The following is a 19,320-nucleotide window of genomic DNA, read 5'->3' as shown; positions in this document are numbered from 1 at the left end:
CCTGCCGGGTCGCGGCCTCAGGCGACAGCCGGTTTCCCTGTCACCCTCAGCACTCGGAAACCCTTCTGGCTGGCGATCCGCTCGACCTGCCAGCCCCGCTCGGTGAGCCAGGTGTGCAGCGAGTCACCGCCGAGGTTCCGGTTGATCACCAGCCAGGCGACACCGTCCGGGGCGAGCCGGGGCAGCCACCGGTCCATCAGGGCGTGCAGCTCGGCCTTGCCGACGTGGGTGGGCGGGTTGCTCCAGATCTGGGTGAACCGAACGTCGCCCGGCACGTCGTCCGGCGCGGCGACCCGGACCCGGGCGGCCAGACCGAGCTTGGCGGCGTTCTCCGCGGTCAGGTCACGGGCGCGGGAGTTGACGTCGATCGCGTGGACGGTGGCCCGGGGCGCCTCGGTGGCCAGCACGCAGGTGATCGGGCCGTACCCGCAGCCGAGGTCGAGCAGCGCGCCCTCGGTGTCCGGGCCGGGCAGGCCGGCCTTGCGCAGCAGCACCGCGGTGCCGGGGTCCAACCGGCCCGCGGAGAACACCCCGGAGGCGACGGCGAGCCGGTAGTCCCGGCCGGCCACGCTGAACTCGATCTCACTCCGGCGCATCGGAGCGTCCGGGTCGGTGCTGAAGTAATGCTCGGCGGTCACCCGGTCAGTCTCCCGCGCCACAACGACCCGGCGGCGACGGGGTGCCGGACTGGTTGTGCGTTCATAGATCGACGTGCGCTCCTACGTTGTCATCCATGCGGTACGCCACCCCGAACCGCTCCGCCCATCGCGCCACCCCGGCCCTCGACCTGAGTCTCCTGATCCGACGCCTCCCCCGGGCCTCGGCCGGTCAGCACCGCCAGCATCCCCGGACTCAGGCCCGCCGCCGGCGGCACGTCTGGCGTGAGCCGTATCCGACCATGCACCTGCTGACCCGCGGCCTGGCCGCCCTGATCGTGCTGGGCATCTGCATGACGCTCGGCTTCCTGATCGTCGCCGACGAGCGCTCCGCTCCGGCCACCCGGGACCAGGGTCTCGTCTCCCGCGCGGCCGACCCGGAGCCGCTGACGGTGCCGGAGGCGTTCCCGGCCGGCGCCGGCGGCTACCGGGTGGAGAACGCGCTGGTCCAGACCGATTGCACGGTCGCGGTCACCGGCGACCTGCAATCCACCCTTTCGGGGTACGGCTGTTCCCAGGCGGTCCGCGCCGTCCTGACCGTCCCGGACGGCGGATACGAGATGACCGCCGGGATCCTCAACCTCGCCGACTCGCAGAGCGCGGCCGCGGTCGCCGACCGGGTCCGTGTCCTGGTCGAGACCGGTGACGGGAGCTTCACCGGGATGTCGGGCGGGCCGATGCCGCCGGGCACTCCGATCGGCTGGCGGGCGCGCGGGCACTACCTGATCTACTGCGCGATCACCGCGCCGGGTGGCGGGCCCGTCCCGATCCAGGGGGATCCCCGGCTGCCGCAGATCACCGGGCATCTGCTCGACACCTATCTGAGCGACCAGGTCCTCGGCCGCCGCGGCTGAGGCGATCCGCGGAGCGCGCACGCGGCGAGCGACCGCTGACGGTGGCTCAGGCGCGCAGGCGGCGGGTGGCGTCGGCGCGGGCGGCGTACTCGTCGGCTTCCGGGTAACCGACCGCGACCAGGGTCAGGCCGTGCGCCGGAGCCACCGCCACCTCGCTGGAGCGTTCCCGCAGGGTGAGCAGCTTCGCCGGCCACTCCGGCGCGCGGCGGCCCTCACCGACCGCGAGCATCGCGCCGACCAGGCTGCGCACCATCGCCTGGCAGAACGCGTCGGCCTGCACGGTCAGCACCAGCGTCCGGTCCGCCTCGCGGCGCCAGTCCAGCCGGGCGATCGCGCGGATCGTGGTGGCGTGCTCCTTGCGCTTGCAGAAGGCGGCGAAGTCGTGCTCGCCGAGCAGCCCCGCCGCGCCGGCGTTCAGCCGGTCCAGGTCGAGCGGCCGCGGCCAGCCCAGGGTGTCGTAGCGCCGCAGCGGCTCCGGACCCCAGCCGTCGTCGCAGACCCGGTACTCGTACCGCCGGAACGTGGCCGAGAACCGCGCGTCGAAGGTGTCCGGCACCGGCACCACGCTCTTGACCCGGGCGTCCGGCGGCATCAGCGCGCTCAGTCGCCGGAGCAGGGACGCGGAGAGTTCGGCATAGCGTTCGGCGGGGAAGTCGATGTGACACACCTGGCCGGTGGCGTGCACCCCGGCGTCGGTGCGGCCGGCCACGGTCAGGCCCAGCGGCGTCTCGGGCCCCGAAGCGCCGAGGATGCGCTGCAGAGCTTCGACCAGGACGCCGGCGACCGTCCGCCGGCCGGGCTGGGCGGCCCAGCCGGAGAATTCGGCGCCGTCGTACGAGACGTCGAGTCGTAGGCGGATGGTTTCCGTCATGCCGCAGCGCGCTCCTCGGCCCGGACCACGACGAGCCTCGCGTCGCCGCTGCCACGGGGCGTGGCGCGAGCCTGCGGACGGGAGTCGTAGGTCGTACAGCGAAATGGGGTTGAACTTGAACTTCCGCGAACAAAGGAAAGGCCCGGCACCCATTCGGATGCCGGGCCGATCCAGAAGTACTTACGCCTTGGTGTCGTCGCCCTCGGGCTTGGCACCCTCGGCGTCCTGGTCGTCGGCGACGGCGGCGGGCACCGTCTCCTCCGGGGCCAGAGCCTCGACCTTGTCCTGCTGCGCCGTGGCCTTACGAGCGGCGGCGGCCGCGGGAGCGGTGGCCGCGACCGTGGCCTCCTCGACCAGCTCGATGATCGCCATCGGAGCGGCGTCGCCCTTGCGGGGGCCGGTCTTGGTGATCCGGGTGTAGCCACCGGGACGGCTGGTGTACCGCGGAGCGATCTGCTCGAACAGGGCGTACACGACGTCCTTGTCCTTCACGGTGGCCAGCACCAGGCGACGGGCGTGCAGATCGCCGCGCTTGGCCTTCGTGATGAGCTGCTCGGCCAGCGGGCGGAGCCGCTTGGCCTTCGTCTCGGTGGTCTTGATCTTCCCGTGCCGGAAGAGCTCGGTGGCCAGGTTGGCCAGGATGAGCTTCTCGTGTGCCGGGCTGCCGCCGAGGCGGGCACCCTTGGTGGGCGTGGGCATTTCAGATGCTCCTTGAAAAGATGGCGCCAGCCCGACAGCTTAGAGCTGCTCGGTCTCGCGGTAGTCGTCGGTGTCGTAGTCCACGTCGCCGAACGAGTCCACGACGTGCGCCGGGTCGAAGGAAGGCGCGCTGTCCTTCAGGCCCAAGCCCATTCCGGCGAGCTTCATCTTGACCTCGTCGATGGACTTCTGGCCGAAGTTCCGGATGTCCAGAAGGTCGGCCTCGGTACGCCCTATCAATTCGCCCACCGAGTTGATGCCCTCGCGCTTGAGGCAGTTGTACGACCGGACGGTGAGGTCCAGCTCCTCAATCGGAAGGGCCAGGTCGGCAGCGAGCTGCGCGTCCTGCGGCGACGGGCCGATGTCGATACCCTCGGCGGTCTCGTCCAGCTCCCGGCACAGACCGAAGAGCTCGACCAGGGTGGATCCGGCCGAGGCAAGGGCGGTCCGCGGCGAGATGGACGCCTTGGACTCGACGTCGATGATCAGGCGGTCGAAGTCAGTGCGCTGCTCGACACGGGTCGCCTCGACGCGGTAGGTGACCTTGAGCACCGGCGAGTAGATCGAGTCGACCGGGATCCGGCCGATCTCCGCGCCCGCGTTCTTGTTCTGCGCCGCCGTGACGTAGCCACGACCCCGCTCGACGGTCAGCTCCATGTCCAGCCGGCCCTTGCTGTTCAGCGTGGCCAGCTTCAGGTCGGGGTTGTGCACCGAGACACCAGCCGGCGGCTGGATGTCACCGGCGGTCACGTCGCCCGGGCCCTGCTTGCGCAGGTACATGCTGACCGGCTCGTCGTGCTCAGAGCTGACGGTCAGTTCCTTGACGTTCATGACCAGCTCGACCACGTCCTCCTTGACACCGGGGATCGTGGTGAACTCGTGAAGCACGCCGTCGACCTTGATGCTGGTCACCGCCGCGCCCGGGATGGACGACAGCAGGGTGCGCCGGAGCGAGTTACCGAGGGTGTAGCCGAAACCCGGCTCCAGCGGCTCGATGGTGAACCGGGAGCGGGTCTCGCTGATCGACTCTTCCGAGAGAGTCGGCCGCTGGCTGATGAGCACGCTGTTCTTCTTTCTGTCAGGCCAACCGCTATTTGATGGCCGTCTGAGATGCCCGGCGCTCTCTCAAGCACCGGGCATGTCATTACTTCGAGTAGAGCTCGACGATCAGCTGCTCCTGGACCTGCGTGTCGATGACAGCGCGGGCCGGGAGCGTGTGCACCAGGATCTTCATCTCGCTCGGGATGGGCTCGAGCCACGCCGGCACCGGACGGGAACCGGCCTGGGCCTGCGCGACGACGAAGGGGGTCATCTCCTTCGACTTCTCGCGGAGCGTGACGATGTCGTGCTCCTTCACCCGGTACGACGGGATGTCGACCTTGACGCCGTTCACCAGGAAGTGGCCGTGCTTGACCAGCTGGCGGGCGGCGTCGCGGGACGCGGCGTAGCCGGCCCGGTAGACGACGTTGTCGAGACGCGACTCGAGGATCTGCAGCAGCACCTCACCGGTCTTGCCGGGCTTGGTGACAGCCTCCTCGTAGTAACCGCGGAACTGCTTCTCGAGCACGCCGTAGACGCGGCGGGCCTTCTGCTTCTCGCGGTGCTGGAGCAGGTACTCGGTCTCCTTGGTCCGACCGCGGCCGTGCTGGCCGGGCGGGAAGGGACGCGACTCGAACGGGCACTTCGGCCCATCGCACTTGCTGCCCTTGAGGAACAGCTTCATCTTCTCGCGGCGGCAGCGCTTGCAGTCCGCACCTGTGTAACGAGCCATTGCTCTAGATCTCCCTTAGACCCGACGACGCTTGGGCGGACGGCAACCGTTGTGCGGCTGGGGGGTCACGTCGGAGATCTGACCGACCTCGAGACCCGCGGCCTGCAGCGAACGGATGGCGGTCTCCCGGCCGGAGCCGGGGCCCTTGACGAACACGTCGACCTTGCGCATGCCGTGCTCCATGGCCCGGCGCGCGGCGGCCTCGGCGGCCAGCTGGGCGGCGAACGGAGTCGACTTGCGGGAGCCCTTGAAGCCAACCTGGCCGGAAGAGGCCCAGGAGATGACCGCACCGGTCGGGTCGGTGATCGACACGATGGTGTTGTTGAAGGTGCTCTTGATGTGCGCCTGCCCGTGGGCGACGTTCTTGCGTTCCTTGCGCCGGACCTTCTTGACTGCGGCCCCTGCGCGTGCCTTCGGTGGCATAAGTCAGTGCGCTCCTATTACTTCCGACCGGGCTTCTTCTTACCGGCGACCGTGCGCTTCGGGCCCTTACGGGTACGCGCGTTGGTCCGGGTCCGCTGTCCACGCACGGGCAGGCCCTTGCGGTGGCGGATGCCGGCGTAGCAGCCGATCTCAACCTTGCGGCGGATGTCCGCGGCGACCTCGCGGCGCAGGTCGCCCTCAACCTTAAAGTTGGCCTCAATGTATTCGCGGAGCTTGAGCAGCTCCTCGTCAGTGAGGTCCTTGGCGCGCTTGTTCAGGTCGATCGCCGTAGCGTTCAAAGCTTCGACGGACCGGGTGCGCCCGATCCCGAAGATGTAGGTGAGCGCGATCTCCATCCGCTTTTCGCGGGGAAGATCGACGCCGACGAGACGTGCCATCGCTGGGCGTACTCCTCGTTGTTGTCGCGGAGGTCTGTGCCCGTTCCACCCCGCCTGCCCGGGCGGGCCCCGGCCTCCGACCGGGGGTGTGGTCGCTCTCTAGGAGAGACGACCCGAACGAGCTCGTTCTTTGTTGCGGATCCTGCGCGGGTGTCAGCCCTGGCGCTGCTTGTGGCGCGGGTCAGTGCTGCAGATGACCATGACCCGGCCGTGCCGCCGGATGATCCGGCAGTTGTTGCAGATCCGCTTGACGCTCGGCTTGACCTTCACGGTTTGCCTTAACTCTCAGTCAGACGGGATGTGAAATCCCCGCGACCCGATGAACCACCTTCAACACGACTCCGGCGTGTTGAAGGGCGCTCACTTGTAGCGGTAGACGATTCGCCCACGGGTCAGGTCGTACGGCGAAAGCTCGACGACGACCCTGTCCTCGGGAAGGATGCGGATGTAGTGCTGGCGCATCTTCCCGGAGATGTGTGCCAGGACCTTGTGACCATTAGCGAGCTCGACGCGGAACATTGCGTTCGGCAGGGGCTCGATCACTCGGCCTTCGATCTCGATGGCTCCGTCTTTCTTAGGCATGTCCTCCGCTACCTGACATCGGGTTCTGGGGCAGGCTGTGCAACGTCGTACCCGAGCCACTGAGGGCTCGGACCAGCCGCGGCTCCCCCGTTCCTCGAAGCGCTGAGGACATGAAGGAGTGGACGCTGCGCGCCAGCAAGCCAGTCTACGCGCACGTTTCGGGGACACCAAACCGAGGTCGCCCATACCCGGGGTCGGGCGTGTCACGCCCCGCTCAGCGACTGCGGCGATTGCGGTCCGTCAGCGCTCCGACAGCCGTGATCACGACCGGGATGAGGACCCAGGCGGGCCAGAAATAGTACGCCTGGCCGGCGCTGAGGGAGCTGATCGCCCAGATCAGGGTGCAGATCAGGAAGGCGGTCAGGGCCGACCGGAAGGTGTGCCGGCTGCTGTGGTCCTTCCGCACCCGCGCCGCGTCGGGCGCCGGGTGCGCGACCTGGACCGGCTCGACCTGGGCATGCTGCACCGGAACCGTGCCGGGCAGGTCGTCGAGGAGTCCGTCAAGGTCGGCATAGGTCCGGGCGGAGTACGCCCGCTGGACCCGCTCGTCATACTCGTTCAGATCGAGCCGGCCCTCGTCCAACGCGGACTTCAATTGATCCGCGACGCGCTGCCGATCACTGTCGCCGGCCCGCATCCCCTCGCGCCCCATGGGTCACAGCATGCCAGGCTCGCGCCAGCGTTCCTAGGCCGGTCCGCTCAGGGCTGCCGCGCGGTCACCAGATCGCCCAGGCGGGCCCGGCCACCGTCCAGGGCGGTGGTCACCCACACCCCGTCGTCCAGCAGCGCCATGGTGTGTTCCACGTGGGCCGCGCGGGACCCGTCCCGGGTCACCACGGTCCAGCCGTCGGAGAGCTCCACCGTGCGCGGCGAGCCCATCGTGATCATCGGCTCGATGGCCAGCGCCATGCCCGGGATCACCCGCGGGCCACGACCCGGCTTGCCGTGGTTGAGCACGTGCGGTTCCTGGTGCATCTCGGTGCCGATGCCGTGACCGCCGTAACCGTCGACGATGCCGTACCGGCCGGCTTTGCGGATCACCTTCTCGATGTTGAACGAGATGTCGGTGAGCCGGCCCCGGCCGTTCGCCGCGCCACGAGCCGCCGCCGCGATCCCGGCCCACATCGCGTCCTCGGCGACCTCGGCCATCCGCAGCAGCGCTGGGTCCGTCTCGCCCACGCCGACCGTGATCGCCGAGTCGCCGTGCCAGCCGTCCAGGACCGCGCCGCAGTCCAGCGAGATCAGGTCGCCCTCGGCGAGGATCTGCTGAGCGCTCGGGATGCCGTGCACCACCTGCGCGTTGAGCGAGGCGCAGATCGACGCCGGGAAGCCGTGGTAGCCCTTGAAGGACGGCACGGCCCCGGCGTCGCGGATCACCTTCTCGGCGACCGCGTCGAGATCAGCGGTGGAGACGCCGGGCGCGACCGCGTCGCGCATCGCCTCCAGGGCGGCGTGCACGACCAGGCCCGCCGCCCGCATCTTCTCGATCTGCTCCGGCGTCTTCAGCTGAATGTCCAGCTCCTGACGACGCATTTCAGCCCCCGTACGACCGCAGGGCGTCGATCGCGCGCACGGTGACGTCCTCGACCGGCCCGGTCGCGTCGATGCCCACGAGCTTGCCCTGGGCACCGTAGTAGTCGACCAGCGGCGCGGTCTTGTCCGAGTACTCCACCAGCCGGTTGGCGATGGTCTCGGCCTTGTCGTCGTCCCGCTGGAACAGCTCCGACCCGCACCGGTCGCAGATGTTCTCCTTGCTCGTCGGGTCGAACTCGACGTGCCAGATCTTCCCGCAACCCCGGCAGGTCCGGCGGCCGGAGAGCCGCCGGATCACCTCGTCGTCGTCGACCACGAGCTCCATCACCAGGTCCAGCGCGGTTCCGAGGTCGGCCAGCAACTTGTCCAGGGCGGACGCCTGCGGCACCGTGCGCGGGAACCCGTCCAGCAGGAACCCGTCGCCGGCGTCCGGCTCGGCGAGCCGGTCCCGGACCATGTTGATGGTCACCTCGTCCGGCACCAGCTGGCCGGCGTCCATGTACCGCTTGGCTTCCACACCGAGCGGCGTGCCCTGGGACACGTTCGCCCGGAAGATGTCCCCGGTCGAGATCTTCGGTACGGCGAGATGGGCGGCGATGAACTCAGCCTGGGTCCCCTTGCCGGCCCCTGGAGGGCCCACCAGTACCAGCCGCACCTACATCGCCTCGCTTCGGTCGCAAGATGCCACGCCAACCGCCGACGCCAGAGCCCCCCGGCTCCGCGTACCCACTACCGGAGGAACCCTTCGTAGTTCCGCTGCATGAGCTGGCTCTCGATCTGCTTCACCGTCTCCAGACCCACACCGACCATGATCAGTACAGCGGTGCCACCGAACGGGAAGTTCTGGTACTGCTGCTTGTCCAGCCAGATGAAGAAGAAGTTCGGCAGGACCGAGATCAGGCCCAGGTAGAGCGCGCCCGGCAGGGTGATCCGGCTGAGGATGAAGTCCAGGTAGTCGGCGGTCGGCTTGCCCGGGCGGATACCCGGCACGAACCCACCGTACTTCTTCATGTTCTCCGCGACCTCAGTCGGGTTGAACGTGATCGACACGTAGAAGTACGTGAAGAAGATGATCAGGAGGAAGTACACCGTGATGTACAGCCAGCTGGTCGGGGTCGTGAGCCAGTTCTGGATCCAGACCTGGTAGGGCTTCAGGTTGTTCTTGTCGAAGAACTGCAGGTACAGCGTCGGCAGGTAGAGCAGCGACGACGCGAAGATGACCGGCACGACACCCGCCTGGTTCACCTTCAGCGGGATGTAGGTCGAGGTGCCGCCGTACATCCGGCGACCGATCATGCGCTTGGCGTACTGCACCGGGATGCGCCGCTGGGCCTGCTCGATGAAGACCACCAGGCCGATGATCACCAGGACCAGCGCGATCACCAGGAGGAACTTGCCGGTACCGGCGGACTCCTTGATGGTCCAGCCCTCACCGGGAAGGCGGGCCGCGATCGAGGTGAAGATCAGGACGGACATGCCGTTGCCGACGCCGCGGTCGGTGACCAGCTCGCCGAGCCACATGACCATGCCGGTGCCGGCGGTCATGGTCATCACCAGGACCGTCAGGGTCAGCCAGATCGGGATGCCGCTGTTCTCCGGGATGATCTGGTACTGCGGGTTGTCCTGGTCGCAGAGACCGCCGAAGAGCTGGCCGGTCCGCGCCAGGGCGACGAACGCCGAGGACTGCAGGATCGCCAGTCCCAGCGTCAGGTAGCGGGTGTACTGGGTGATCTTCGCCTGACCGGACTGACCCTCCTTGCGGAGCTGCTCGAGGCGCGGGATGACCACGGTGAGCAGCTGCAGGATGATCGACGCGGTGATGTACGGCATGATGCCGAGCGCGAAGACGGAGAGCTGGAGCAATGCGCCGCCGGAGAACAGGTTCAACAGGCTCAGCACCTGGTTGTCCGACTGCTCGGTCAGCTTGAGACACGCCTGCACATTGGTGTACGACACGCCCGGGCTGGGCAGCGTGGCGCCGAGCCGGTAGAGGGCGATGATCGCCACCGTAAACAACAACTTCTTGCGCAGGTCAGGCGTCCGCAACGCACTCCAAAAGGCGGAAAGCAACTTCTTCCTCCTGCGCGAGGTAACCGCCTCGTTGGCGGTATGGGGGGAAGGCATCGGCCCGGATGACCGATATCCCTAGCTGGGAACGGACTCTAACAGTCTTGGCGGGCCGTGGTCAGCCACGGTAGCCGTCAGTACGGCAATGCGTCACAACTAAACACAAAAGTGCAGGTCAGACGCCACAAGGGGATGCTCGCCGAACGCGTGTCCGGACGAGCATCCCCGCAAGCCTCACAGCTCGGTGGTGGAACCACCAGCGGCTGCGATCTTCTCCTTGGCGGACTCACTGAAGGCGTGCGCCGAAATCGTCAGCGACACGCCGCCCAGCTCACCCGAGCCCAGGACCTTGACCGGCTGGCCCTTGCGGACCGCGCCGGCCTGCACGAGCTCGGTCGGGCCGACCACGCCGCCGTTCGGGAACAGCTCGGCGAGCCGCTCCAGGTTGACGACCTGGAAGACGACCTTGTTGCGCGGCCGGTTCCGGAGGCCCTTCATCTTCGGCAGGCGCATGTGGATGGGCATCTGCCCACCCTCGAACGCCGCCGAGACGTTCTTGCGGGCTCCGGTGCCCTTGGTACCGCGACCGGCGGTCTTGCCCTTGGAGCCCTCACCACGACCCACACGGGTCTTCTTGGTCTTGGCACCCGGCGCCGGCTTCAGGTCATGAATCTTGATCGCCATTACTCGACCTCCTCGACAGTGACGAGGTGGTTCACGGCAAAGATCATGCCCCGAATCTCGGGACGGTCTTCCTTGACCACCACATCGTTGATCCGCTTCAGGCCGAGCGACCGCAGGGAGTCCCGCTGGTTCTGCTTACGACCGATCTCGGACCGGATCTGGGTGACCTTCAAGCGAGCCATCAGTGCACCGCCGCTTCCGCACGCGCCGCCAGCATCGCAGCCGGCGCCACGTCCTCGACCGGCAGGCTACGGCGAGCCGCGACAGCCTCCGGGGACTCGAGGCCCTTCAGCGCCGCCACGGTGGCGTGCACGATGTTGATCGGGTTCGAGGAGCCGAGGCTCTTCGAGAGGATGTCGTGGATGCCCGCGCACTCCAGCACGGCACGCACCGGACCACCGGCGATGACACCGGTACCAGCGGACGCCGGCTTGAGCAGGACGACACCCGCGGCAGCCTCACCCGTGATCGGGTGCGGAATGGTCGCACCGATCCGCGGGACCTTGAAGAAGTGCTTCTTGGCCTCCTCGACGCCCTTGGCGATCGCCGCGGGCACCTCCTTGGCCTTTCCGTAACCGACACCGACGGTGCCGTCACCGTCGCCGACGATCACCAGGGCGGTGAAGCTGAAGCGACGACCACCCTTCACGACCTTGGCGACACGGTTGATCGCGACGACCCGCTCCAGGTGGGGGGTCTTCTCGACGGGCGCGTTACCGCGACCGCCCTCACGACGGTTGTCGCGGCGGCCGCCACCTTCGGTGTTACCGCCGGACCCGCCGCCACGGCGCTGCTGACCAGGCATTGGTCAATCCCTCCTAGAACTCGAGTCCGGCTTCGCGAGCGGCATCGGCAAGCGCGGCGATACGCCCCGCGTACTTGTTGCCACCGCGGTCGAAGACGACCTTGGAAATACCCGCGGCCTTGGCGCGCTCCCCGAGGAGCGCACCAACCTTGCCGGCCAGCGAGCTCTTGTCGCCCTCGGTGCCCCGGATCGAGGTGTCGAGGGTCGAGGCCGAAGCCAGCGTGTGGCCCTTGAGGTCGTCGATGATCTGCGCGGTGATGTGCCGCGAGGACCGGGTGACGACCAGACGGGGACGCTCGGCAGTGCCGCGCACGTTCTTGCGGACCCGGAAGTGCCGACGCGCCTTGCCAACGGCCCGCCGGGAGGCGACACCGCCGCCATTGCGGCGCTTGAGCAGCGTGGCGGTCACTTCTTACCTGCCTTTCCAGCCTTGCGGCGGATGACCTCGCCCTGGTACTTGACGCCCTTGCCCTTGTAGGGCTCCGGCGGGCGGATCTTCCGGATGTTGGCGGCAACCTCGCCGACCAGCTGCTTGTCGATGCCGGCCACGGAGAACTGGGTCGGCTTCTCCACCGAGAAGGTGATCCCGGCCGGCGCCACGATGTTCACCGGGTGCGAGAAGCCCAGAGCGAACTCCAGGTCCTTGCCCTTCGCGGTGACGCGGTAACCGGTGCCGTTGATCTCGAGGGTCTTCTTGTAGCCCTCGGTCACGCCCACGATCATGTTGTTGACCAGGGTGCGCGACAGACCGTGCAGCTCCTTGGCCTTGCGCTCGTCGTTGGGGCGGTTGACGACCAGCTCGCCACCATCCTGCGAGACCGTGATCGGCTCGGCGATGGTGTGCGAGAGCTCGCCCTTGGGGCCCTTGACCTTGACGGTCTGCCCCGTGATGGTGACATCGACGCCGGCCGGGACCGGGATCGACTTACGTCCGATTCGCGACATGTCAAAGTCTCCAGTTACCAGACGAAGGCGAGGACTTCCCCGCCAACGCTCCGCTTGCGGGCCTGCTTGTCGGTCAGCAGTCCCTGGGACGTCGAAATGATCGCGACACCGAGACCACCGAGCACGCGGGGCAGCTCGTCGGACTTGGCGTAAACCCGCAGGCCCGGCTTCGAGACGCGCTTGATGCCGGCGAGGCTGCGCTCGCGGTTCTGGCCGTACTTGAGCTCAACGACCAGACGCTTGCCGACCGCGCCCTCCTCGGGCTCCTCAGACGTCCACGACGCGATGTAACCCTCGGCCTTGAGGACCTCGGCGATGTTCGCCTTGATCTTCGAGTACGGCATGGTCACCTTGTCGTGGTACGCCTGGTTGGCGTTGCGCAGACGCGTCAGCATGTCTGCGATCGGGTCCGTCATCGTCATGGGTATTCGTCAACCTTTCTCGCCGGGGTTCCCGCGTAGGACGCAGGCCTACGGCGAAGCGGTATTTCTAAGTCGGTTACCAGGAGGCCTTGGACACGCCGGGCAGCTCACCACGGTGAGCCATGTCCCGCACGCAAACCCGGCACAGGCCGAACTTGCGGTAGACCGAGTGCGGACGACCGCACTTCTGGCAGCGGGTGTAAGCGCGCACGGCGAACTTCGGCTTCGCGGCCGCCTTGATGATCAGCGCCTTCTTAGCCATTTCAGTTCTCCTTGAACGGGAAGCCCAGGAGCTTCAGCAGCGCCCGGCCCTCGTCGTCGGTCGTGGCAGTGGTGACCACCGTGATGTCCATGCCCCGCGTGCGATCGATCCGGTCCTGGTCGATCTCGTGGAACACCGACTGCTCGGTCAGGCCGAACGTGTAGTTGCCGTGGCCATCCAGCTTGCGGCCGTCCAGCCCGCGGAAGTCGCGGATACGCGGCAGGGCGATGGACAGCAGCCGGTCCAGGAACTCCCACATCCGGTCGCCACGCAGGGTGACCTTGGCGCCGATCGGCATGCCCTCACGGAGCTTGAACTGCGCGATCGACTTGGTCGCCCGACGCACCAGCGGCTTCTGGCCGGTGATGGTGGTCAGGTCACGAACCGCGCCGTCGATGAGCTTGGCGTCCCGGGCAGCCTCGCCGACACCCATGTTCACCACGACCTTGACCAGGCCGGGGAGCTGCATGGGGTTGCCGTACTGGAACTGCTCCTGAAGCGCCGCCACAACCTCGGTGCGGTACTTGCTCTGGAGACGGGGCAGCGTCTTGGTCTCGGCGGTCATCAGATTTCCTTACCGGTCGTACGCGCGATCCGGACCTTGTTGCCGTTGTCGTCGATCCGGTACCCGATGCGGGTGGGCTTACCCTGGTCGTCCACCACCTGCACGTTGGAGATGTGGATGGCGGCTTCCTGGGTGACGATGCCACCGGTCTTCGAACCACGCTGGTTGGTGCGGATGCGTTCGTGCTTCTTGACTCGGTTGACGCCCTCGACCAGGACCTTGTCCTGCCGCGGGAAGGCCGCGATGACCTTGCCCTTGGCACCCTTGTCCTTGCCGGCGATGACGACGACCGTGTCGCCCTTCTTGATCTTCACGGTCAGAGCACCTCCGGCGCCAGGCTGATGATCTTCATGAACCGCTTGTCGCGCAGCTCGCGCCCGACCGGGCCGAAGATGCGGGTACCGCGGGGGTCTCCGCCGTCCTTGATGATGACGGCGGCGTTCTCGTCGAAGCGGATGTACGAGCCGTCCGGGCGACGCCGCTCCTTGGCGGTGCGGACGACGACCGCCTTCACGACGTCACCCTTCTTCACACCGGCACCCGGAATGGCGTCCTTGACCGTGGCCACGATGACGTCGCCGATGCTCGCGTAACGGCGACCGGAACCGCCGAGTACGCGGATGCACAGGATCTCCCGGGCACCCGTGTTGTCAGCGACGCGCAGTCGCGACTCCTGCTGGATCACGTCTGTCTCCTATGTCTGCCAGTTCTTCGTGCGTACCGAAGCTTGGCGGAACGATGGTCCGCTGGGCCGGCCGTAGCCGGCCCAGCGTACTCACTTGGCCTTTTCGAGGATCTCCACGAGCCGCCAGCGCTTGGTGGCGGAGAGCGGACGGGTCTCCATGATCGAAACCCGGTCGCCGGTGCCCGCAGCGTTCTGCTCGTCGTGCACCTTCAGCTTGCGCGTACGACGGATGACCTTGCCGTACAGCGCGTGCTTGACGCGGTCCTCGACCTCGACGACGACAGTCTTGTCCATCTTGTCGCTGACCACGAGACCCTCACGCACCTTGCGCTGAGCGCGCGGGGCAGTGGTGGTTTCTTCACTCATGCCGTCACCTCATCCGGCGCGATCGAGAGCCCCAGCTCGCGCTCACGCATGATCGTGTAGATCTTCGCGATGTCCTTGCGGACGACCTGCAGCCGACGATGATTGTCGAGCTGCCCGGTCGCGCGCTGCACGCGAAGATTGAACAGCTCCGCCTTGGCCTCCCGCAGCTTCACGACCAGCTCCTCGTCGGAGCTCTCGCGCAGCTCGGCTGCCTTAACGCCCGCTGCCATCAGCTTTCACCCACTTCGCGCGTCACGATGCGGCACTTCATCGGGAGCTTGTGGATCGCGCGGCGCATCGCCTCACGCGCGACCGTCTCGTTCGGGAAGGACATCTCGAACAGGATGCGTCCCGGCTTGACGTTCGCCACCCACCACTCGGGAGAACCCTTACCGGAACCCATCCGGGTCTCGGCCGGCTTCTTGGTCAGAGCCTGGTCCGGGAAGATCGAGATCCAGACCTTGCCGCCACGCTTGATGTGGCGAGTCATCGCGATACGCGCCGACTCGATCTGCCGGTTCGTCACGTACGCGGGCTCCAGCGCCTGGATACCGAACTCACCGAAGACAACCCGGTTGCCGCCCTTGGACGCGCCACTGCGGTCCGGGTGGTGCGGCTTGCGGAAGCCCTTCGGAGGCTTACGCGGCATCAGCATGTGTCAGCCCTCCTGCTGCGTTTCGGCCTGGGCCGGAGCCGCGGCTTCGTTCGCGGTGTCGCTGTCGCCGCCACGGGCCTGAGCCGCAGCGCGGCCGGCCTCGGTGCCACCCGCGGTCGTGCCGGACGAACCGGAACGGCCACGACGCGGACGCTCGGGCCGGTCAGCGCGGTCCCGGCGCGGACGCGCGGGAGCCTCGGTGACGACCTCGCGACCGGGAACAGCGTCGCCCTTGTAGATCCAGACCTTCACGCCGATCCGGCCGAACGTGGTACGGGCCTCGAAGAAGCCGTACTCGATGTTCGCCCGCAGCGTGTGCAGCGGAACACGACCCTCACGGTAGAACTCCGTGCGGCTCATCTCCGCGCCGCCGAGACGGCCGGAGACCTGCACACGGATGCCCTTGCAGATCGGGTTCTTCATGGCCGACTGCATGGCCTTGCGCATCGCCCGACGGAAGCTGACCCGGGAGGACAGCTGCTCGGCGACGCCCTGCGCCACGAGCTGAGCGTCCGACTCGGGGCTCTTCACCTCGAGGATGTTCAGCTGGACCTGCTTGCCGGTGAGCTTCTCGAGCTCGCCGCGGATCCGGTCGGCCTCCGCGCCCTTACGGCCGATGACGATGCCCGGCCGGGCGGTGTGGATGTCGACGCGAACCCGGTCACGGGTCCGCTCGATGTCCACCTTCGAGATGCCGGCCCGCTCCAGGCCCTTGGACATCATCCGGCGGATCTTGACGTCCTCGCCGATGTAGTCCTTGTAGAGCTTGTCCGCAAACCAGCGGCTCTTCCAGTCAGTGGAAATGCCGAGGCGGAACCCGGTGGGGTGAACCTTCTGACCCATTACTCGGCACCCTCCGTGCTCTGGGACTCGGCGGCAGCCGGCTCAGCGGCCTTGGTGGCCTTCTTCGCCGTAGCCTTCTTCGCCGGGCGGGCCACCTGGACCGCCTCGACCGCGATAGTGATGTGAGAGGTGCGCTTGCGGATCCGGTAAGCCCGGCCCTGCGCCCGCGGACGGAACCGCTTGAGCGTGGGACCCTCGTCGACGAACGCCTCGCTCACGAGGAGTGCGTCGGGGTCGAGCCGCTCGTTGTTCTCCGCGTTCGCGATCGCACTCGCGAGCACCTTGTAGACCTGCTCGCTCGCCGCCTGCGGCGCGAACTGCAGGACCGTCAGAGCCTCCTTCGCGGGCAGACCGCGGACGAGGTTGACCACGCGGCGCGCCTTGCTCGGCGAAATACGCACGTGCTTCGCAACTGCGCGAGAGCCCGGAAGCGCCGGAGCGTCGTTCTTTACTGACATCGCTGTAACCCCTTTCTTATCCGTGGACTGACTAGCGACGACGGCTCTTACGGTCGTCCTTCTCGTGACCCTTGAACGTGCGGGTCAGAGCGAACTCGCCGAGCTTGTGCCCGACCATCGCCTCGGTGACGAACACCGGGACGTGCTTGCGCCCGTCGTGCACGGCGATCGTGTGTCCGAGCATGTCCGGGATGATGGTCGAACGCCGCGACCAGGTCTTGATGACGTTCTTCGAGTTCTTCTCGTTCTGGACTTCCACCTTCTTGAGCAGGTGGTCGTCGACGAACGGGCCCTTCTTCAGGCTGCGAGGCATCTTTTAACTCCCGTTACCCGCGCTTGCGGGTGGCGTAGCGGCGGCGAACGATCAGCTTGTCGCTCTCCTGGCCCTTGCGGCGGGTACGGCCCTCCGGCTTACCAGCCGGGTTGACCGGGTGGCGACCACCGGAGGTCTTACCCTCACCACCACCGTGCGGGTGGTCGACGGGGTTCATGGCGACACCACGGACGGTCGGGCGCTTGCCCTTCCACCGCATACGGCCGGCCTTACCCCAGTTGATGTTCGACTGCTCGGCGTTGCCGATCTCGCCGACCGTCGCGCGGCAACGGATGTCGACGCGCCGGATCTCACCGGAGGGCATACGCAGCGTGGCGTAGGCGCCTTCACGGCCGAGCAGCTGGATGCCCACGCCGGCCGAGCGGGCCAGCTTGGCTCCACCGCCGGGACGAAGCTCCACACCGTGGACCGTCGTACCGACCGGGATGTTGCGCAGGGGAAGGTTGTTCCCCGGCTTGATGTCCGCGCCGACACCGGACTCGATGCGGTCGCCCTGCTTCAGGTCCTTCGGCGCGAGGATGTAGCGCTTCTCGCCGTCGGCGTAGTGCAGCAGCGCGATGCGGGACGTACGGTTCGGGTCGTACTCGATGTGAGCGACCTTGGCCGGCACGCCGTCCTTGTCGTTCCGCTTGAAGTCGATCAACCGGTACTGCCGCTTGTGACCGCCACCCTGGTGCCGCGTGGTGATGCGGCCGTGGACGTTGCGACCACCCTTCTTGGGCAGCGGAACCAGCAGAGACTTCTCCGGCGTCGACCGGGTGATCTCGGCGAAGTCGGCGACGCTCGAGCCACGACGGCCCGGCGTGGTCGGCTTGTACTTACGGATAGCCATGTTTCACAACCCCTTAGCTGACCGGGCCGCCGAAGGCCTCGATACGGTCACCGTCAGCCAGCTTCACCAGAGCGCGCTTGGTCGCCTTGCGCTGACCGAAACCGGTCTTGGTGCGCTTGCGCTTGCCCTGGCGGTTGATGGTGTTCACCGTCAGCACGCGGACATTGAAGATCTGCTGGATCGCGATCTTGATCTCGGTCTTGTTCGCGTCCGGGTGGACGAGGAACGTGTACCAGTTCTGGTCGAGAACGCTGTAGCTCTTCTCGGAGACCACCGGGGCGACGATGATGTCGCGCGGGTCGGCGATCGTGCTCACTTGTCGCCCTCCTCGGACTTCTCGGACCCGCCCAGGAACTCGTCGAGCGCGACCTTGGTGAAGACGACCTCGTCGGAGACCAGCACGTCGTAGGTGTTCAGCTGGCCGGCCTCGATGAGGTGCACGGTCGGCTCGTTACGCAGCGAGATCCAGTTCAGCTCGTCCTGGCTGTCCAGCACGACAAGGATCTTGTTGGTCTGCGCGACCTTCCGCAGCGTGGCGACGGCAGCCTTGGTCGACGGCGTCTCGCCGGTGACGAAGGACTCGACGACGAACACGCGGCCGTCACGGGCCCGGTCGGAGAGGGCGCCACGCAGAGCGGCGGCCTTCATCTTCTTGGGGGTCCGCTGGCTGTAGTCACGCGGCACGGGGCCGTGCACGACGCCACCACCGGTGAACTGCGGCGCGCGGATCGAGCCCTGACGGGCGCGACCGGTGCCCTTCTGCTTGTACGGCTTCTTGCCGCCACCGGCGACCTCACCGCGGCTCTTCGCCTTGTGCGTACCCTGCCGGGCCGCGGCCAGCTGCGCCACGACGACCTGGTGCATCAGCGGGATGTTCGCCTGCGCGTCGAAGACGTTGCCGGGCAGCTCGACCGAGCCGGTCTTGGTGCCCTCAGCGTTGATCACGTCAACCGAGCTCACTTGGCACCACCCTTCTTGGCCGCAGTACGGACCAGGATCAGCGCGCCCTTCGGACCGGGCACAGCGCCGCGGACCAGGATCAGGTTGCGCTCGGTGTCGACCGCCTGAACCGTCAGGTTCTGCACGGTGAAGCGCTTGCTACCCATGCGGCCGGCCATCTTGACGCCCTTGAAGACGCGACCCGGGGTCGCGCAGGCGCCGATCGAACCGGGCGAGCGGTGCTTGCGCTCGACACCGTGGCTGGCGCGCAGACCGTGGAAGCCGTGCCGCTTCATGACACCGGCGTAGCCCTTGCCCTTGGTCTTGCCGGTGACGTCGATCGACGTACCCGCGCCGAACGCCTCGACCGTGACCTCCTGGCCGAGCTCGTACGCTCCGGCGTCGGTGGTACGCAGCTCGACGACGTGGCGCCGCGGCGACACACCAGCCTTCGCGAAGTGGCCGCTCTCGGGCTTGTTGACCTTGCGAGGGTCAATCGCGCCGTAGGCCAGCTGGACAGCCGAGTAGCCGTCCTTCTCGTCAGTACGGACCTGAGTCACAACGCACGGGCCGGCCTGAACCACGGTCACCGGGACGACCTTGTTGTTGTCCCAGACCTGGGTCATGCCGAGCTTGGCGCCCAGGATCCCCTTTACTTGCCTGTCCATTTG

34 protein-coding genes are annotated in these 19,320 nt (G+C 67.4%); 1 reads left to right on the top strand and 33 read right to left on the bottom strand.

Features of this window, described 5'->3' with window-relative positions; genetic code table 11:
* Window positions 1-17: 17 nt before the first annotated feature.
* Complete coding sequence (locus CHC09_RS10810; RefSeq protein WP_089292890.1) at window positions 18-638, bottom strand: class I SAM-dependent methyltransferase; 621 nt, start codon at window positions 636-638, stop codon at window positions 18-20.
* 95 nt (window positions 639-733) lie between these two features.
* Between CHC09_RS10810 and CHC09_RS10805 the strand changes: the two genes are divergently transcribed.
* A complete protein-coding gene (locus CHC09_RS10805) occupies window positions 734-1,510 on the top strand; it encodes a hypothetical protein (protein WP_089292889.1) in 777 nt (258 codons plus the stop codon).
* 46 nt (window positions 1,511-1,556) lie between these two features.
* Here CHC09_RS10805 and truA read toward each other — a convergent pair whose 3' ends face one another.
* The 32 genes from truA to rplC form a co-directional block, all read right to left on the bottom strand.
* A complete protein-coding gene (truA, locus tag CHC09_RS10800; RefSeq protein WP_089292888.1) occupies window positions 1,557-2,381 on the bottom strand; it encodes a tRNA pseudouridine(38-40) synthase TruA in 825 nt (274 codons plus the stop codon).
* Window positions 2,382-2,561: 180 nt separating this feature from the next.
* Complete coding sequence (rplQ, locus tag CHC09_RS10795) at window positions 2,562-3,080, bottom strand: 50S ribosomal protein L17 (RefSeq protein WP_089292887.1); 519 nt, start codon at window positions 3,078-3,080, stop codon at window positions 2,562-2,564.
* A gap of 39 nt (window positions 3,081-3,119) precedes the next feature.
* Window positions 3,120-4,142 carry a DNA-directed RNA polymerase subunit alpha gene (locus CHC09_RS10790; RefSeq protein ID WP_089292886.1) on the bottom strand — a complete coding sequence of 341 codons (1,023 nt, stop codon included), beginning with the start codon at window positions 4,140-4,142 and terminating at the stop codon, window positions 3,120-3,122.
* An 82-nt stretch (window positions 4,143-4,224) separates the two neighbouring features.
* Window positions 4,225-4,851: a 30S ribosomal protein S4 gene (gene rpsD / locus CHC09_RS10785; protein ID WP_089292885.1), complete on the bottom strand. Its 627-nt coding sequence runs from the start codon at window positions 4,849-4,851 to the stop codon at window positions 4,225-4,227.
* Between the two features lie 15 nt (window positions 4,852-4,866).
* Window positions 4,867-5,274 (bottom strand): 30S ribosomal protein S11, encoded by a 408-nt coding sequence (gene rpsK / locus CHC09_RS10780; RefSeq protein ID WP_014440747.1) that lies wholly within the window; start codon window positions 5,272-5,274, stop codon window positions 4,867-4,869.
* Window positions 5,275-5,291: 17 nt separating this feature from the next.
* Entirely contained in the window at window positions 5,292-5,672 is a 381-nt protein-coding gene (gene rpsM, locus CHC09_RS10775) for a 30S ribosomal protein S13 (protein WP_089292884.1), read from the bottom strand.
* A gap of 153 nt (window positions 5,673-5,825) precedes the next feature.
* Window positions 5,826-5,942, bottom strand: a complete 117-nt coding sequence (rpmJ, locus tag CHC09_RS10770; protein WP_014687778.1) for a 50S ribosomal protein L36 — start codon at window positions 5,940-5,942, stop codon at window positions 5,826-5,828.
* 90 nt (window positions 5,943-6,032) lie between these two features.
* A complete protein-coding gene (gene infA, locus CHC09_RS10765; protein ID WP_007073013.1) occupies window positions 6,033-6,254 on the bottom strand; it encodes a translation initiation factor IF-1 in 222 nt (73 codons plus the stop codon).
* 214 nt (window positions 6,255-6,468) lie between these two features.
* A complete protein-coding gene (locus CHC09_RS10760; protein ID WP_239138339.1) occupies window positions 6,469-6,906 on the bottom strand; it encodes a DUF1707 SHOCT-like domain-containing protein in 438 nt (145 codons plus the stop codon).
* 47 nt (window positions 6,907-6,953) lie between these two features.
* Window positions 6,954-7,787 (bottom strand): type I methionyl aminopeptidase, encoded by an 834-nt coding sequence (map, locus tag CHC09_RS10755; protein ID WP_089292883.1) that lies wholly within the window; start codon window positions 7,785-7,787, stop codon window positions 6,954-6,956.
* A gap of 1 nt (window position 7,788) precedes the next feature.
* Window positions 7,789-8,442: an adenylate kinase gene (locus CHC09_RS10750; RefSeq protein WP_089292882.1), complete on the bottom strand. Its 654-nt coding sequence runs from the start codon at window positions 8,440-8,442 to the stop codon at window positions 7,789-7,791.
* Between the two features lie 74 nt (window positions 8,443-8,516).
* Window positions 8,517-9,857, bottom strand: coding sequence for a preprotein translocase subunit SecY (secY, locus tag CHC09_RS10745; RefSeq protein ID WP_089292881.1), 1,341 nt, complete (start codon window positions 9,855-9,857; stop codon window positions 8,517-8,519).
* A 231-nt stretch (window positions 9,858-10,088) separates the two neighbouring features.
* The gene (gene rplO / locus CHC09_RS10740; protein ID WP_089292880.1) at window positions 10,089-10,538 is read right to left on the bottom strand and encodes a 50S ribosomal protein L15; all 450 of its coding nucleotides are present in this window, start codon (window positions 10,536-10,538) and stop codon (window positions 10,089-10,091) included.
* Window positions 10,538-10,720, bottom strand: a complete 183-nt coding sequence (gene rpmD, locus CHC09_RS10735) for a 50S ribosomal protein L30 (protein ID WP_014687772.1) — start codon at window positions 10,718-10,720, stop codon at window positions 10,538-10,540. Before rpmD ends, rplO begins: the two co-directional genes overlap by 1 nt.
* Window positions 10,720-11,343: a 30S ribosomal protein S5 gene (gene rpsE, locus CHC09_RS10730; protein WP_089292879.1), complete on the bottom strand. Its 624-nt coding sequence runs from the start codon at window positions 11,341-11,343 to the stop codon at window positions 10,720-10,722. Before rpsE ends, rpmD begins: the two co-directional genes overlap by 1 nt.
* A gap of 13 nt (window positions 11,344-11,356) precedes the next feature.
* The gene (rplR, locus tag CHC09_RS10725; RefSeq protein WP_089292878.1) at window positions 11,357-11,752 is read right to left on the bottom strand and encodes a 50S ribosomal protein L18; all 396 of its coding nucleotides are present in this window, start codon (window positions 11,750-11,752) and stop codon (window positions 11,357-11,359) included.
* Complete coding sequence (gene rplF, locus CHC09_RS10720; protein WP_089292877.1) at window positions 11,749-12,288, bottom strand: 50S ribosomal protein L6; 540 nt, start codon at window positions 12,286-12,288, stop codon at window positions 11,749-11,751. Before rplF ends, rplR begins: the two co-directional genes overlap by 4 nt.
* A 14-nt stretch (window positions 12,289-12,302) precedes the next feature.
* Entirely contained in the window at window positions 12,303-12,710 is a 408-nt protein-coding gene (rpsH, locus tag CHC09_RS10715; RefSeq protein ID WP_014440735.1) for a 30S ribosomal protein S8, read from the bottom strand.
* Window positions 12,711-12,786: 76 nt separating this feature from the next.
* Window positions 12,787-12,972, bottom strand: a complete 186-nt coding sequence (locus CHC09_RS10710; protein ID WP_014440734.1) for a type Z 30S ribosomal protein S14 — start codon at window positions 12,970-12,972, stop codon at window positions 12,787-12,789.
* 1 nt (window position 12,973) lies between these two features.
* Complete coding sequence (rplE, locus tag CHC09_RS10705) at window positions 12,974-13,540, bottom strand: 50S ribosomal protein L5 (RefSeq protein ID WP_179277061.1); 567 nt, start codon at window positions 13,538-13,540, stop codon at window positions 12,974-12,976.
* On the bottom strand, window positions 13,537-13,857 hold the full coding sequence (rplX, locus tag CHC09_RS10700; protein ID WP_089292875.1) for a 50S ribosomal protein L24: 321 nt from the start codon (window positions 13,855-13,857) through the stop codon (window positions 13,537-13,539). Before rplX ends, rplE begins: the two co-directional genes overlap by 4 nt.
* Window positions 13,854-14,222, bottom strand: a complete 369-nt coding sequence (gene rplN, locus CHC09_RS10695) for a 50S ribosomal protein L14 (protein ID WP_007465279.1) — start codon at window positions 14,220-14,222, stop codon at window positions 13,854-13,856. The genes rplX and rplN overlap by 4 nt, the downstream gene beginning before the upstream one ends.
* A gap of 90 nt (window positions 14,223-14,312) precedes the next feature.
* A complete protein-coding gene (gene rpsQ / locus CHC09_RS10690) occupies window positions 14,313-14,588 on the bottom strand; it encodes a 30S ribosomal protein S17 (protein WP_089292874.1) in 276 nt (91 codons plus the stop codon).
* On the bottom strand, window positions 14,585-14,818 hold the full coding sequence (rpmC, locus tag CHC09_RS10685; RefSeq protein ID WP_089292873.1) for a 50S ribosomal protein L29: 234 nt from the start codon (window positions 14,816-14,818) through the stop codon (window positions 14,585-14,587). The genes rpsQ and rpmC overlap by 4 nt, the downstream gene beginning before the upstream one ends.
* A complete protein-coding gene (gene rplP / locus CHC09_RS10680) occupies window positions 14,818-15,243 on the bottom strand; it encodes a 50S ribosomal protein L16 (RefSeq protein WP_014440729.1) in 426 nt (141 codons plus the stop codon). The genes rpmC and rplP overlap by 1 nt, the downstream gene beginning before the upstream one ends.
* Window positions 15,244-15,246: 3 nt before the next feature.
* On the bottom strand, window positions 15,247-16,086 hold the full coding sequence (gene rpsC / locus CHC09_RS10675; RefSeq protein ID WP_089292872.1) for a 30S ribosomal protein S3: 840 nt from the start codon (window positions 16,084-16,086) through the stop codon (window positions 15,247-15,249).
* The gene (gene rplV, locus CHC09_RS10670) at window positions 16,086-16,544 is read right to left on the bottom strand and encodes a 50S ribosomal protein L22 (RefSeq protein WP_089292871.1); all 459 of its coding nucleotides are present in this window, start codon (window positions 16,542-16,544) and stop codon (window positions 16,086-16,088) included. The genes rpsC and rplV overlap by 1 nt, the downstream gene beginning before the upstream one ends.
* Window positions 16,545-16,575: 31 nt before the next feature.
* The gene (gene rpsS / locus CHC09_RS10665) at window positions 16,576-16,857 is read right to left on the bottom strand and encodes a 30S ribosomal protein S19 (RefSeq protein WP_014687760.1); all 282 of its coding nucleotides are present in this window, start codon (window positions 16,855-16,857) and stop codon (window positions 16,576-16,578) included.
* A 13-nt stretch (window positions 16,858-16,870) separates the two neighbouring features.
* Window positions 16,871-17,710, bottom strand: coding sequence for a 50S ribosomal protein L2 (rplB, locus tag CHC09_RS10660; RefSeq protein ID WP_089292870.1), 840 nt, complete (start codon window positions 17,708-17,710; stop codon window positions 16,871-16,873).
* Between the two features lie 13 nt (window positions 17,711-17,723).
* Entirely contained in the window at window positions 17,724-18,026 is a 303-nt protein-coding gene (gene rplW, locus CHC09_RS10655; RefSeq protein WP_089292869.1) for a 50S ribosomal protein L23, read from the bottom strand.
* On the bottom strand, window positions 18,023-18,670 hold the full coding sequence (gene rplD, locus CHC09_RS10650) for a 50S ribosomal protein L4 (protein ID WP_089292868.1): 648 nt from the start codon (window positions 18,668-18,670) through the stop codon (window positions 18,023-18,025). Before rplD ends, rplW begins: the two co-directional genes overlap by 4 nt.
* Complete coding sequence (gene rplC, locus CHC09_RS10645) at window positions 18,667-19,317, bottom strand: 50S ribosomal protein L3 (RefSeq protein WP_089292867.1); 651 nt, start codon at window positions 19,315-19,317, stop codon at window positions 18,667-18,669. The genes rplD and rplC overlap by 4 nt, the downstream gene beginning before the upstream one ends.
* Window positions 19,318-19,320 lie beyond the last annotated feature (3 nt).

Origin of the sequence: Actinoplanes regularis (assembly GCF_900188005.1) — a bacterium.
Lineage (GTDB): Bacteria > Actinomycetota > Actinomycetes > Mycobacteriales > Micromonosporaceae > Actinoplanes > Actinoplanes regularis.
This window is presented reverse-complemented; position numbering and strand designations above follow the sequence as displayed.